This window comes from Pandoraea pneumonica, assembly GCF_902459645.1.
Lineage (GTDB): Bacteria > Pseudomonadota > Gammaproteobacteria > Burkholderiales > Burkholderiaceae > Pandoraea > Pandoraea pneumonica.
The window spans coordinates 259,697-272,544 of record NZ_CABPSK010000001.1; the positions used below are offsets into that span (position 1 = coordinate 259,697).

The 12,848-nt window shown below is 58.0% G+C and carries 14 protein-coding genes; 13 read left to right on the top strand and 1 reads right to left on the bottom strand.

What is annotated here, in order from left to right:
* Positions 1 to 42 precede the first annotated feature (42 nt).
* The gene (locus PPN31114_RS26500) at positions 43 to 171 is read right to left on the bottom strand and encodes a hypothetical protein (protein ID WP_281350935.1); all 129 of its coding nucleotides are present in this window, start codon (positions 169 to 171) and stop codon (positions 43 to 45) included.
* Here PPN31114_RS26500 and PPN31114_RS01230 point away from each other — a divergent pair.
* The 13 genes from PPN31114_RS01230 to PPN31114_RS01290 all read left to right on the top strand — a co-directional run bounded on the left by PPN31114_RS01230 (position 170) and on the right by PPN31114_RS01290 (position 12,657).
* Positions 170 to 2,842: a phage tail length tape measure family protein gene (locus tag PPN31114_RS01230; RefSeq protein WP_174987543.1), complete on the top strand. Its 2,673-nt coding sequence runs from the start codon at positions 170 to 172 to the stop codon at positions 2,840 to 2,842. The genes PPN31114_RS26500 and PPN31114_RS01230 overlap by 2 nt on opposite strands.
* A complete protein-coding gene (locus PPN31114_RS01235) occupies positions 2,839 to 3,174 on the top strand; it encodes a phage tail protein (RefSeq protein ID WP_150677690.1) in 336 nt (111 codons plus the stop codon). The genes PPN31114_RS01230 and PPN31114_RS01235 overlap by 4 nt, the downstream gene beginning before the upstream one ends.
* A 43-nt stretch (positions 3,175 to 3,217) precedes the next feature.
* A complete protein-coding gene (locus PPN31114_RS01240) occupies positions 3,218 to 4,036 on the top strand; it encodes a tail fiber domain-containing protein (RefSeq protein ID WP_150677691.1) in 819 nt (272 codons plus the stop codon).
* Positions 4,033 to 4,737 (top strand): phage minor tail protein L, encoded by a 705-nt coding sequence (locus PPN31114_RS01245; RefSeq protein ID WP_150677692.1) that lies wholly within the window; start codon positions 4,033 to 4,035, stop codon positions 4,735 to 4,737. The genes PPN31114_RS01240 and PPN31114_RS01245 overlap by 4 nt, the downstream gene beginning before the upstream one ends.
* The gene (locus PPN31114_RS01250; protein ID WP_150677693.1) at positions 4,737 to 5,450 is read left to right on the top strand and encodes a C40 family peptidase; all 714 of its coding nucleotides are present in this window, start codon (positions 4,737 to 4,739) and stop codon (positions 5,448 to 5,450) included. Before PPN31114_RS01245 ends, PPN31114_RS01250 begins: the two co-directional genes overlap by 1 nt.
* A gap of 37 nt (positions 5,451 to 5,487) precedes the next feature.
* A complete protein-coding gene (locus PPN31114_RS01255) occupies positions 5,488 to 5,820 on the top strand; it encodes a hypothetical protein (RefSeq protein WP_150677694.1) in 333 nt (110 codons plus the stop codon).
* A 56-nt stretch (positions 5,821 to 5,876) separates the two neighbouring features.
* Entirely contained in the window at positions 5,877 to 6,473 is a 597-nt protein-coding gene (locus PPN31114_RS01260) for a tail assembly protein (protein WP_150679082.1), read from the top strand.
* A 64-nt stretch (positions 6,474 to 6,537) separates the two neighbouring features.
* Complete coding sequence (locus PPN31114_RS01265) at positions 6,538 to 10,038, top strand: TipJ family phage tail tip protein (RefSeq protein WP_150677695.1); 3,501 nt, start codon at positions 6,538 to 6,540, stop codon at positions 10,036 to 10,038.
* 316 nt (positions 10,039 to 10,354) lie between these two features.
* On the top strand, positions 10,355 to 11,131 hold the full coding sequence (locus PPN31114_RS01270; RefSeq protein WP_150677696.1) for a hypothetical protein: 777 nt from the start codon (positions 10,355 to 10,357) through the stop codon (positions 11,129 to 11,131).
* 69 nt (positions 11,132 to 11,200) lie between these two features.
* Positions 11,201 to 11,542 (top strand): holin, encoded by a 342-nt coding sequence (locus PPN31114_RS01275; RefSeq protein WP_150677697.1) that lies wholly within the window; start codon positions 11,201 to 11,203, stop codon positions 11,540 to 11,542.
* Complete coding sequence (locus PPN31114_RS01280) at positions 11,539 to 11,826, top strand: holin (RefSeq protein WP_246182354.1); 288 nt, start codon at positions 11,539 to 11,541, stop codon at positions 11,824 to 11,826. Before PPN31114_RS01275 ends, PPN31114_RS01280 begins: the two co-directional genes overlap by 4 nt.
* Entirely contained in the window at positions 11,813 to 12,289 is a 477-nt protein-coding gene (locus PPN31114_RS01285; protein ID WP_150677698.1) for a glycoside hydrolase family 24 protein, read from the top strand. Before PPN31114_RS01280 ends, PPN31114_RS01285 begins: the two co-directional genes overlap by 14 nt.
* A complete protein-coding gene (locus PPN31114_RS01290) occupies positions 12,286 to 12,657 on the top strand; it encodes a hypothetical protein (protein ID WP_150677699.1) in 372 nt (123 codons plus the stop codon). The genes PPN31114_RS01285 and PPN31114_RS01290 overlap by 4 nt, the downstream gene beginning before the upstream one ends.
* Positions 12,658 to 12,848 lie beyond the last annotated feature (191 nt).

The window sequence follows — 12,848 nt, forward strand, 5'->3', positions numbered from 1 at the left end:
GGCGAATACCACGGGCCTTAAGGCTGGCATGGCCGAAGGCGCTCAGTCGGTAAAGCAGCTTGAGGCCACGGCCACGGCGTCCGGCGCAAAGACGAGCGCGGCGTTTAAGGGCATGTCGGACGCGGCAACGTCAGGGGCTAGGGCTAGCGAATCGTCGATTCGCAGCTTCATGGCGTCGCTCGAACGCCAGTCCGTGACCGTCTCGCAAGGCAAGGCTGCATGGATGGAGATGCGCGCGGCCCAGCTCGGTGTCGCGGATTCGGCGGCGCCAATGATCGCGGCCATGAAGAAGGCCGAGAACGGGGCGCATGAAATGAATTTCGCGTCGGCCGCGGCGCGAAAAGAAATGATGGTGCTGGCACACGAAGCCTCTACTGGTGCCTGGAAGAACTTCGGTGGATCGCTTCTCGTACTCGGTGAGCGCACGGATGCGTTGGGAGCCATTATGTCCGCGACCGGCGTCACGGTCGGGCTCGTCGGCGCTTTCATCGGCGCATTTGCGCTTGCGGCGTATCAGGGAAAGAACGAGGCGGAGGCATTTGCAAAGTCTCTGCAACTGACCGGAAATGCCGCAGGTGTGACTCGCGACGCCTTCAACGCGATGACGCTAGGTATCGCGCAGGGCACCAAGTCCGGGATCGGCGCGGCGCATGACGCTCTCCAAGAGCTGATCTACACCGGCAAGTTCACCGGACAGAGCTTGCAGACGCTGGGGGAGGACGTCGTCAAGCTGTCCGACCTGACCGGCGCGAAGCTCGAAGATATTGTGGCCGATTACGCCAAGATGCCCGATGGCGTTGCGAAGTGGGCTGCCGAGCACAATCGCAGTATGCACTTCATGGATACGGCGACGTATGAGTACGTCCGATCCCTTGAAGAGGCGGGCAAGGTGTCCGACGCGGTTCGCGTCGTCTCCGAAGCACTCCATCGGCAACTTGTAACGGATGCCACCGACAAGCTCGGCACCGCAGCAAAAGCGTGGCGGGATTTTCGTCTCGAGATTTCAAAGACCTGGGCGCAGCTGAAGCAGGGTTTCAGCACCGGCCCCACGAACACCGACAAGATCGATACCCTTCTCAACGAGCGGCGCGATCTTGAGTCGATGGCAAAGCGTTCGGGTGGCGGTGGCGAGATGGCGCGAGAGCGCATCGCCAGCATCGACAAGCAAATCGCTTCGCTCCAATCGCTCAACATCGAAGAACAGCGCCTTGCCGAAGGCAATGCACGCCGCGCGCGCGAGGCTCAGGCAGGCATTGCCGCGACTGACGCCTTGCACAAGCAGCGGCTGCAATACGACAAGGGCTACGCGCGCCAGAACGCTCTCGATCAGTTTGACCGTCATATTTCTGACCTTCGGACGGCGAACCCGAACAGCCCCGAGCTTGATCCTAAAGCGCTTGCTGCGACCCGGAAGGGGATCATCGAGCAATACACGGACAAGAAAGGCGAATCGGACGCGCAGAACGCGCTAAACGCACGCCTCGAAGCCTTGCAGCAGCAGTACAAGGCCGAAGAGGATTCGCTGAAGTCGAATCTCACGCACATCAAGAGTCTTCGAGAGCAGGGACTGGTGTCGTTGCAGGACCAATTGCAACTGGAACACGACGCTCGGCAGCAGTCGCTGACGAAGCAGTTGGGCATTGTTCAGCAGCAGGAAGAGCTGGCGAAGGGCAAGAAGCAACTCGCGGCATACCAAAAGTACGCGGGCGAAGAGACTCAGATTCGGCAAAAGCTCGCCGAGAACGACCGTAAGTTTGCGGACGATTCCGCTGCCCTTCAGCAGAAGCAAGCCCGGGACCTTCAGGCTTACGTGACGTCGCTCGACAAGTCCCTGCAAACGCGGCGCGACGCGATCACGCAAAGCGTCGATTCGATCGGCATGGGCGATACGGCTCGCGACCAGTTCTCGCGACTTACCGCTGCGGCTAAGGAATACGACCAGAAGCTATCGGACCTGACGCGCTCGCGTATCGAGAATCGCATCGACCCGAGTCAGTACGACGCGGAGTTGAAGGCTTTACAAGACTTCTACGATAAACGAGTGGCGATGGAGTATGACGCCACCGACCGTATTCGCGCCGCACAAGGGAACTGGCTCAACGGTGCCCGGCGCGCTTGGGAGAACTTCAACGACAAGGCGCTCAACGTCGCGGACCAGGTCGGCACTAGCTTTTCGAATGTCTACGAAGGGTTGACGGACGCCGCTGCCAAGTGGGCCACTGGCACCAAGATGCGCATCGCGGATATCGGTTCGGCGTTCGCGCAAGAGCTGATAAAAATGTCGATTCGCGCGGCGGCATCACCAGTATTTGGCGCGTTGACTGGCTACTTGGGCAGCATGTTTGGCGGTGGGTATTCGTCGAGCAGTGTCAACGCAGGGCTGGCTGGATCGTATAGCGGTTCGTTCTCGTCGGGCTTAGGTGGTACCGGCATGTTCACGATGCCCAGTGCGAAGGGCAACGTGTTTGCAAGCGGCTCCGTCGTGCACGCCTTTGCCAAGGGCGGCACATTCACCAATCAGGTAGTCAATCAACCCACCCTCGCACCCATGGCCCTCTTCGGCGAAGCCGGGGAGGAAGCAATCATGCCGCTCAAGCGCGGGGCTGATGGCTCATTGGGGGTTCGTGCGTCGATCGACGTGGGAAGCGGCACACAGGTGCAGAACTACACGAACGTGGATCTGAACGTGCAGGCAACCGGTGGTGGTCCAGGGGGCTTTGACAGTACGGACGCGCGAGATCTGAAGCGAGCAGTCCAGGGTTGGATCGATGAGCGCATGGACAAGAAGATGCGGGGGCAGGGTGGTTATGCGTCGCAGATGAAATACGGGCGGCTGGCATGACCGATACGTTCATCTGGTCCCCTCGCACGAATTCGTCCGGCGATACCACCTTTTCAGTGCTCAAAGCTAAGTTTGGTGACGGCTATGAGCAGCGGGCCAATAACGGGCTGAACAATAGAGCGTCAAGCTACCAACTAACTTTCGTCGGGACGGAGTCGAAGATTTCGGCGATTCTGGCTTTCCTCGACGCCCACGCAGGCAGCAAGTCGTTTTTCTGGAAGCCCCCCTTACGGGAGCAGGCGCTTTTCGTCTGCGAGAAGTACTCCGGGCCAGTGAAGGACGGGGACATTTATACGATCTCGGCGACGTTCGACCAGACGTTCGCGCCGTGATCTAGGCCGTCCCGTTTCTTCATATCGACGAAAAAAACCGAAAATGAACCTCCAGCAAATCAATCTCGGCTCCACTCCTACGGGGGGAGACGGCGATACCGTTCGTTCTGCGTTCGCAAAGACTAATCAGAACTCGACGGACATATCCGAGAAGTTCACTGCCGTCGATACCGCCGTCGCGGGCAAGATGCCCGCGAATCCTGGTGGCGGCGTCGATAAAGTCGTGATGGGTAGCGGAGCTCTCGACAACGCGATCAACCCTCGCTGGCAGATCAAATCATCCAGTGGCCCGATGCTGGAGTTTCATATTCCCGGGTCGACAGCCCTGGGTAACTTTATGGATCCTGCTGGCAATCTGTATTGGGCCAGAACCGACGGCGGAGGGAGCGCCAGTGGTGCGGCACGAATGTACCTTACGCCCACAGGATCGCTTTCGATCCTGGGTACATTGAGTCAAGGCTCGGACTATCGGCTGAAGACGGACGTGATCGAGTTGGATCCTGACGACGTCCTTGAGCGGGTCATGCGCTTCAGAGGCGTCGAATACACGTCCATTTTTGACCCGGACGGTGGGCGCTTGCCTGGTGGGTTAGCTCATGAAGTGAGTGAGGCATTTCCGCTGCTCGTGCAGGGAACCAAGGACGCAGTAGAGGCCGCTCCAGACATCGATGGCAAGCCCGTGGCTCGGTATCAGCGAATGAACTACGTCGGACTAGTCGTTTACACGACTGTCGGCTTGCAGGCCACGGTTCGGCGTCTTGAGGCGGCGGAAAAAACGATTGGAAGCCTGGTCGGGCGAATTGAGGCACTTGAGCGGATGATGCCGAGTGAAGGCCAAGCGGGTCATGAGACCGGCGAATGAGCATTTATTCCGATATTCAGACGCTTGAGCCTGGTGCGCTGATCGAGATGTTTGAATTGGACGCGACAGCCCAGTCAGGCGACGTTCTGCGATTCCACGGATACATGCAGGCTGGTTCAATCTGGTGGCAGGGAAACGAGTACTTACCTTGGCCGATTGAGGTCGAGGGTTTCGCTCGCAGCGGCGATAGCCAACAGCCGACACCGACTTTGTCAGTAGGCAACGTGGACGGCTCAATCACCGCTTTGTGCCTGTATCTGGACGACATGGTCGGTGCGAAGGTTTCGCGCCTGCGGACATTGGGCCAGTACCTCGACGCCCGCAATTTCCCTGAGGGCAATCCGACGGCGGACCCCGACGAGCAGTTCCCGCCCGAGCTTTGGTACATCAACCAGAAGACGGAAGAGACAAACGAGGCAGTGACCTTCGAACTGGCAAGCGCGCTCGATTTCAACGGCGAGCAGTTGCCGCGCCGCCAGATCATCGCCAATGTTTGTATCTGGCTGACGATCGGTGGCTATCGCGGGCCCCACTGCGGCTACACCGGCACGGCCTATTTCGACAAGGACGACAACCCCGTGGCCGATCCAACGCGCGATCGGTGCGGCGGCCGCGTTTCGTCGTGCAAATGTCGCTTCGGCGAGAACAACGAGTTGCCCTACGGCGGCTTCCCGGCGGCCGACCTGGTCCGTACGAGCTGATGAAAGAACTAACGCTTAAGGCTATCCGCGAACACGCGGAAGCGGAGTATCCCCGTGAAGCCTGCGGCCTCATCGTAGTTCGAAGGGGGCGCGAGCGGTACATGCGTTGCCGGAATCTCGCGCAGGGAACTGAACATTTCGTCATGTCACCGGAGGATTACGCGGCGGCCGAAGACGTGGGGGACGTGGTTGCCGTAGTGCACTCACATCCCGACGCACCGGCAACGCCGAGCGAAGCCGATCTGGTGAGTTGCGAGGCGACTGGCCTGCCGTGGCACATTCTTTCGTGGCCGGCGGATGACTTCCGCACGATGGAGCCAAGCGGGTTTCAAGCCCCGCTAGTTGGGCGATCATTCGCACACGGGGTACTCGACTGCTGGTCACTAGTTCGTGATTTTTACGCCCGCGAATTGAAAATTGAGTTACCGGATTTCGAGCGGCGCGACGATTGGTGGGCACAGGGCGAAAACCTCTACATGGAGGGGTACCCGAAAGCCGGTTTCGTCCATCTGAATCAGGACGAGCCTGCGAAAGAGGGCGACGTGATCCTGATGCAGCGTCGCTCAACTGTGCCCAATCACGCGGCCGTCTATCTTGGCGACGGCCTGATGCTGCATCATATGCACGGGCGCCTGTCGACCCGTGAAGTGTACGGTGGCTACTGGCGCGAGATCACACGTTGCGTTCTAAGGCACAAGGACCTGTTCGGGTAATATTCGGCTTTTGACCAGTTAGGGAGCCGAAATGCGTGTGGCTATGTCTATCGGCGCGCTGTCTGTTTTGGTATTCGGCGGATGCACGAGCATTCAGGACGTCAAGCAGAGAGCGCCGGATTTCACGGCGGCATCCAGTAAGAAGCCGGCGAACGTAGGCGGTTGCGTCGCGTCACAGTGGCGCTCAAATGATGTCGACTTCCGGTATTCACCACTTGGAGATGGTGTTGAGATCGCGGTCGGGGACCCCGGCTACTATTACGCCGTTTTTGAGGCAACCCCGGACTCAAATGGATCGAAGGTGTCTTTCTTCAGCCGCTCCTGGTTTGGCAATGAAAAGATGCTAAGAGGCGTGAAGGCGTGTGTGTAAGGGCCATTTTTTGATGACTAACCCCGCTTAGGCGGGGTTTTTTTATGTCTGCCGCTATGAATGAACGCTTAAGGACGATCCGCCTTTATGGAAGCTTAGGAGCGCGATTTGGACGAGTGCATAGGTTTGTCGTATCAAACGCGGCCGAGGCGATCCGAGCGATGTGTGTGCAGTTCAAGGGCTTTGAGAAGGAGCTGATCGACAGCCGTCGGAACGGTGTGGCGTACGCGCTGTTCATTGGCAAGCGGAATATCAGTCAAAGCGAATTGTCCTTTCCTCCAGGTAAAGACGACATTCGCATTGCGCCGGTGCTGCGAGGTTCGAAGCGTGGGGGTTTGCTCCAGGTAGTGCTTGGGGCGGCGCTCATTGCCGCGTCTTTCATCCCCGGTTTGAACGCAGTCGCATGGTCTGGTGCATCTACTTTTCTTGGGATGACAGGAGCTTCCTTAGCACTTGGGGGCGTCGTCCAACTCTTATCGCCTCAACAATCTGGCTTGTCGGCGAAGGACAGTCCGGACAACGGCGCAAGCTACAACTTCAACGGACCAGTGAACACCCAGGCGCAGGGCAATCCTGTTCCTACGGGCCACGGTCGAATGATCATCGGTGGCCCAGTCATTTCTGCGGGAATCTACGCCGAAGACCAAATGTAATTGCCGAATCAACAGCAGTACCCAATAACCCCGCCTTGTGCGGGGTTTTGCATTTGTGGAGCCCATGAAACACATCATCGGTTACGGCGGCGGAGGCAAAAGTGGCGGAGAAAATCGCTCTCCCGTGGAGAGCCCCGACAGTCTCCACAACATCTCGTACGCAAGAATTCTGATTGCGCTCGGAGAAGGGGAGTTCGGTGGCTTAGTAAATGGCATGCAAAGTGTATTCATCGACGGCACGCCAATTCTCAATCCGGATGGGTCATCTAACTTCCAAAACGTCACCGTCGATTTCCGCCCGGGAACACAGGATCAACCGTACATCGAAGGTTTCCCTGAGGTCGAGAACGAGACGTCTGTTGGAGCCGCTCTTACCTCGGCAATACCGTGGGCTCGCAGCTTTACCAATTTGCAGCTTTCTGCGGTACGGGTCACGCTCGCGGTGCCTGCCCTTTCCCAGGCAAACACTAGCAACGGCGATATCACCGGCTATCGAATCGAGTATGTGGTGGAGCTTTCGACGGACGGCGGCTCGTTTGAGCCGATCGCCGCAACGGCTTTCGATGGAAAGACCACTTCGAAATATCAGCGTAATCATCGAATCAACTTGCCCCACGCGGTTTCCGGGTGGGTAATTCGAGTTCGGCGCATCACTCCAAATGCGAACAGCAGCACGGTTAACGATACGACCACCGTTGAGAGCTTCACCGAGATTATCGATGCAAAGCTTAGGTACCCGACCACAGCGCTTTTGGGGGTTCAGGTTGACGCCCGTCAGTTCAATCGAATTCCGACGATATCGGCTGATATGCGGATGCGACTCGCGCGAGTCCCATCAAATTATGACCCCCAGACGCGCACGTATGCTGGAACGTGGGACGGCTCATTTAAGTCGGCATGGACAGATAACCCTGCATGGGTTTTCTACGACTATGTCTTAAACGAACGCTTTGGCCTCGGGCATCGCGTTACGCCCGCACAGGTCGACAAATGGTCGTTGTACCTGATTGCCCAGTACTGCGACGAACTTGTCGATGACGGAAAGGGTGGGCAAGAGCCTCGATTTACCTGCAATAGCTACGTTCAGTCGCGCACCGATGCCTACAAAATTTTGCAGGATATCGCGTCGGTCTTTCGGGGTATGGCGTACTGGTCTAATGGCAACGTGATTGCCGTGGCCGACATGCCTAGCGATCCTGTCTACAGTTTCACGAATGCGAATGTAATCGACGGGACGTTTAAGTATGCGGGTAGCAGTTGGAAGGCTCGCAAGACGGTTGCCCTCGTCTCGTGGAATGATCCTGCCGACTTCTATAAGGCAAAGGTCGAGTACGTTGAGGATCAGGACGGCATTGCCCGTTATGGGATTCAGCAAACCGAAACTACGGCGTTTGGCTGCACGAGTCAGGGGCAGGCGCAGCGCGTGGGGCACTGGACCCTGCTGACTAGCCGTATTGAAACGGAAACGATTTCGTTTTCGGTCGGCTTGGAAGAGGCGATGGTATCGCCGGGCAGCGTGATCAGCGTTGCTGATGCCTCCCGTGCTGGGCGCCGTATAGGTGGTCGTGTCGCGTCGGCGATTGGGGTGACGGTGGTGCTCGACAAAGCGGATCAGATCACCCATGGTGATTCGCTGACGGTAATTCTTCCCAGCGGTACGCGGCAGACACGCACAGTGCAGTCTGTCAGCGGGAACGCGGTAACGGTTTCTGCTAATTGGACGGAGGCTGTTCGCGCTGAGTCGGTATGGACTGTTGAGAGCGCCAACCTCAAATCGCAGCTTTTCCGCGTGCTCAGCATTTCGCAAGGTGATGGTCTTACTTGGTCGATTACTGCGCTTCAGCACAACCCCGATAAGTACGACGCGATCGACAGTGGCACGCGCTTGCAGCAGCGACCAATCAGCGTCATCCCACCGTCAGTGCAAGCCCCGCCATCTGGCGTAATGTGGGATTCCTATTCGGTCATCTCGCAAGGATTCGCGACGACCACAGGCGTCATTAAGTGGACAACAGCTGACAAGGCAGTCGCCTACGACGTTGAATGGCGGCGCGATAACAGCGAGTGGGTGAAGGCTGGGCGCACCGGATCACAAAGCATTGAAATTCCGGGGTTGTTTGCGGGCACGTATGTTTCCCGCGTCACGGCCATTAGCGCCCTCGATACGCCGTCGATCCCAGCTTACTCGGTGGCCACGGAGCTCTCCGGAAAGACGACTCCTCCACCTACCGTCACCAGGTTTGTCACAACTGGCATCGTCTTTGGTATTCGCCAAGATTGGGGATTTCCTACGGGAGCGCTTGATGTCGAGCGCACCGAGGTTTGGTGTAGTCAGACAAGCGACCGAGCTGATGCGATCAAGTTGGCGGATTTTGCATATCCACAGAACACCAACACGATCATGGGAATGGCCGCCGGAGTGCGGCTATTTTTTTGGGCGCGTCTCGTCGACAAGAGCGGGAATATCGGTGAGTTTTATCCGACTGGCGCCGGTGTTCAAGGGCAGTCGAGTGATGATGCTGGTGAGATCCTCGACTACCTTGCCGGCAAGATCGGTTCCACACAGCTTGCGCAGGATTTGGCCAGCCGCATCGACCTTATCGATGCACCGCCGGGCGTAGCGGGATCGGTCAATCAACGGGTTCTCGAAGAGGCTGAAGCACGGCAGGCCGCGGTGAGCAGTGAGCAGTCGGCGCGGCAAGAAGCGGATGCGTCGCTAGGGCAGCGGATTGACACCGTCACTGCGGGTGTGGGTGGCAACGCTGCGGCTATTCAGCAAGAGGCAACGGCACGAGCCAACGGCGATACTGCGCTCGGCCAACGCATCGATACCGTTGTGGCGGGCGTGGCTGGCAACACCGCGGCCGTTACAGCAGAGGCAACAGCGCGCGCCGACGCTGATTCCGCGATGGCAACCCGCATCGATGGGGTGTACGCGCAACTGAATCCACCGATGGCCGGATCGACCGGAGATTACGCTGGTGCGACGACTGCTTTTGCGGGCGTGTGGTCTGAGCAGTCGGCGCGAGCGACGGCGGACATGGCGCTTGGAATTCGCGTCGACAACGTGCAGGCGACGCTCGACACCACGTCTGCACAGGTTCAAACAACGGCTCAGGCGCTCGTCGCGCTCGACGGCAAGGTCTCGGCTTCGTTCCAAATGAAAGTTGGCGTGACGGCGGGGGGACTTTATTACGGCGCTGGCATCGGTATCGGTGTAAGTAACGACAACGGCCCCATTCAAAGCCAGATCCTCTTCACAGCCGATCGCTTCGGATTCATCAATCTGATCAACGGAACGGTGAGTACCCCGTTCGTGATCGAGAACGGCCAGACGTTCATTAGCCAGGCGATTATTGGCACCGGTCGGATCACCAACGCCATGATTGGCGACTACATCCAGTCAAACAACTACCAAGAGGGGGTGTCAGGGTGGCGGTTAGATAAGGGCGGCAGCCTGTATATGAATGGCGTCAATGGCGGTGGCCGGGTGGTGCTCTCGCCGAATGGCCTGTACGTGTACGACGAGAACGGCGTCCTACGTGTGAAGTTGGGGAAACTCTGATGTTGGCGGGACTGGAGTTGGCTGGGCTGGAACTGAATGGCCCGAACGGCGAACCGGTGTTGCGGCTTTCTTCGCGGGTAGGTCGAGTCCTCGGATCGGTATACGTTAATGGAACCTCGGGAAGCCTTCAACATGACGCGCTAGCCTCGGGTGAAGCGTTCGCTTCGTTTCACCTACAGCAGCTCTTCTACGACGTCAGATCATTTCGCCGATTTCCGCGCATCTCGATCTCGGGCAAAACGCTCTCGTGGTACTACCCGGAGCCGCAGGGAAATCAGGTCACGATGGCTGGCTACATTACTTATGGGGTTCGCTAGTGGAATACGGATTTGTCGCTGAGAACGATGGCGGCATATTGCAGATCGACGGCACGTATGCGAACTACTCGCTGGCATTGAAGGGGGCGGTAACGCTCTCAGAGCAGTCTTTGTTTCTAGGCGGCTCCGGCGCGGGAAATGTTTACGGCACATGTTACGTTGCCGACGTGAGCTACACAGCGCCCGACCCCCTGTTTGTAATGGAGAACACGAGCGGAATTCCTGTTGTAGTCATCTCGACGGCCAGCGTCGGCCCGAACATGTGGCAAACACGACTGATGGCCTTGGCAGCCGTTTCGGTAACGTACTACGTGTTCTCTTCAAACGTGGTAGTTGCGGGTTCCGGGTGGGGCATGATTGTCTATGACGGTGTTGGGCAACCGGGTGGCACCGGCCGCCCAGTAGCCAGTTCGAACATGAAGTACCCGCTGATTCGCCAGGTGGTAGCAGGCAACGTGATCGGAGCAGGGCCGGATTACGGCCAGTACAACTATGCGGCAGCGACGAGCTTCTCGGCGACGTTCTCGCCTGGTGGTGGCCGCATCGGGGTTGGGGCGATTCGTACGCCTTCGACGCAATTCAACGGTAGCGTGCTCTCGGGGGCATGGCGAGGAAACATCGGCTTTGGTGGATGGATGACCGGCAACGGTGTGGCGACGTTCTCCACCTTCAATTGGCGTTTCGGGCCGAGTTCACCAAACCCTCCAAATTTCCAATATGACTACCAGTCTGCGCTCGACTACGGGGGCATTCTGATCGACGTGAGCAATCTGTGATCGCCAGCCACCTTCGGGTGGCTTTTTCATTTCCGGGGCAGGGCGCGGGGGCGCCCAAAGGACAAATCAATGGCAGAACCCACATCGAGCGCAGCAGCGGCCGCTTTGGCTGTGGTGGTGAAGGTGCTACCGGGGGCCGTGGGCTCGCTGATTGCACTTCGGTTCATCGGTGAAGGGCTGACACGAAAGCAAAAGGCGATGTCGTTCGCGGCCGGCGCGGCGATGTCGTACTACATCAGCCCATTGGTGGTGGTGTATTTCGCGATCACGGATGCCGGCGCGCAGCAAGCGCTTGGCTTTCTGTTGGGGTTGTTCGGCCTCGCGGTAGCGAAAGAAGTGTTCAAGGAAATCAACGATGCCGACTTTATCGGGGCTCTCAAGCGGCGATTTTTCGGAGGGCTGGAGAAATGATCACGCTTTTGGTTTGTTTGTTTATCGCGGCAAACATCATCGTTCTCGCCGCCAGTATTTGGATCTCACTCAGTGACGCTCTTCCGACAGGCTTTTGGGGCACGTTTGGCTTTGCCATGATCGGCCTTTCCGCGGCCATCAATCTTTCCAAGCCCATCTGGATGCGCGAAGCGATCGATGGCCCCGAAATCTTGATGCTGGTGGGCATGGCTGTGGTTGGTATTTGGATGATGGTTCGCAAGGTCTACTGGCATAACAAGGGAGGGCGGGATGACACGTATTGACCCAACAACGGCAGGCGGCCAAAACGTCTGCGCTTTCCTCGACATGCTCGCATGGTCGGAATTCACCTCGCGCATCGCAGGCTCGGATGATGGGTACAACGTTTTGGTCGGCGGCGGATTATTCCCGAGCTACGCCGACCACCCGCGAAAATCAGTGTGGATCAAACGCTTCAATGTCTGGTCGACGGCCGCGGGCCGGTACCAACTGCTCTCGCGGTACTTCGACGTGTACAAGAAGCAGCTGGGGTTGCCCGACTTCTCGCCGATCAGCCAGGACAAGATTGCTATTCAACAGATCCGCGAGCGTGGCGCGCTGCCGGACATCAAAGCCGGACAGATCGAAGTGGCGATATCCAAGTGCCGAAACATCTGGGCGAGTCTGCCTGGTGCTGGATATGGTCAGGTCGAACACGCGATCGAGCCGCTGATTCAGCAGTACGTGAAAGCTGGAGGTGCCCTGTGAGTTGGATCGACCCGCGTCTGTGGGGGGCTTTTATTCTAGCGATCGCGCTTGCGTGCAGTGCTGGCTATCTCAAAGGACGGTCGACCGGGATTGACGACCAGAGGGCTGAGCAGGCCAAAGAGGTGCAAGCGTGGCAAGAGAATGCCGAGGCTGCCTTCGGCATGTACCTCGAAGCCAAGGACAAGAAAGAAGTCCAGTACCGAACCATTACGAAGACTGTGGAGGCCGCCAAGAATGCGACGCCTGATATTGTTGATTGCCGCACTGGTGACGACTGGATGCGCCTCTACCGTGACAACGCGGCCATTGCCAATGGCACAGCCATGCCCGCCGGTGCTCGAACAGCCGTCGGGTCCGACGCTCGCTGACCTTCGGCAATTTGCGCTCGATCTTCAGCGCCAAGGGGGAGAGTGTCGAGATCGTCAGCAGGCGCTACTTCGATCGGTGACGAAGCGGGATTGATTTGATTGCGAGAGGGGCGTGCGATAACTGCATAATGAGTAAAACAGAGTTATCACATATGCAGCTATTCGTCGGCATCACCTAGTGTCGGCGATGT

Excerpts from the sequence above, each read along its gene's own strand:
- PPN31114_RS01280 (WP_246182354.1), top strand. The coding sequence starts at position 11,539 with ATGATCACGCTTTTGGTTTGTTTGTTTATCGCGGCAAACATCATCGTT.
- PPN31114_RS01235 (WP_150677690.1), top strand. The coding sequence starts at position 2,839 with ATGACCGATACGTTCATCTGGTCCCCTCGCACGAATTCGTCCGGCGAT.
- PPN31114_RS01245 (WP_150677692.1), top strand. The coding sequence starts at position 4,033 with ATGAGCATTTATTCCGATATTCAGACGCTTGAGCCTGGTGCGCTGATC.
- PPN31114_RS01250 (WP_150677693.1), top strand. The coding sequence starts at position 4,737 with ATGAAAGAACTAACGCTTAAGGCTATCCGCGAACACGCGGAAGCGGAG.
- PPN31114_RS01285 (WP_150677698.1), top strand. The coding sequence starts at position 11,813 with ATGACACGTATTGACCCAACAACGGCAGGCGGCCAAAACGTCTGCGCT.
- PPN31114_RS01240 (WP_150677691.1), top strand. The coding sequence starts at position 3,218 with ATGAACCTCCAGCAAATCAATCTCGGCTCCACTCCTACGGGGGGAGAC.
- PPN31114_RS26500 (WP_281350935.1), bottom strand. The coding sequence starts at position 171 with ATGAAGCTGCGAATCGACGATTCGCTAGCCCTAGCCCCTGACGTTGCC.
- PPN31114_RS01230 (WP_174987543.1), top strand. The coding sequence starts at position 170 with ATGGCGTCGCTCGAACGCCAGTCCGTGACCGTCTCGCAAGGCAAGGCT.
- PPN31114_RS01275 (WP_150677697.1), top strand. The coding sequence starts at position 11,201 with ATGGCAGAACCCACATCGAGCGCAGCAGCGGCCGCTTTGGCTGTGGTG.
- PPN31114_RS01265 (WP_150677695.1), top strand. The coding sequence starts at position 6,538 with ATGAAACACATCATCGGTTACGGCGGCGGAGGCAAAAGTGGCGGAGAA.
- PPN31114_RS01260 (WP_150679082.1), top strand. The coding sequence starts at position 5,877 with ATGAATGAACGCTTAAGGACGATCCGCCTTTATGGAAGCTTAGGAGCG.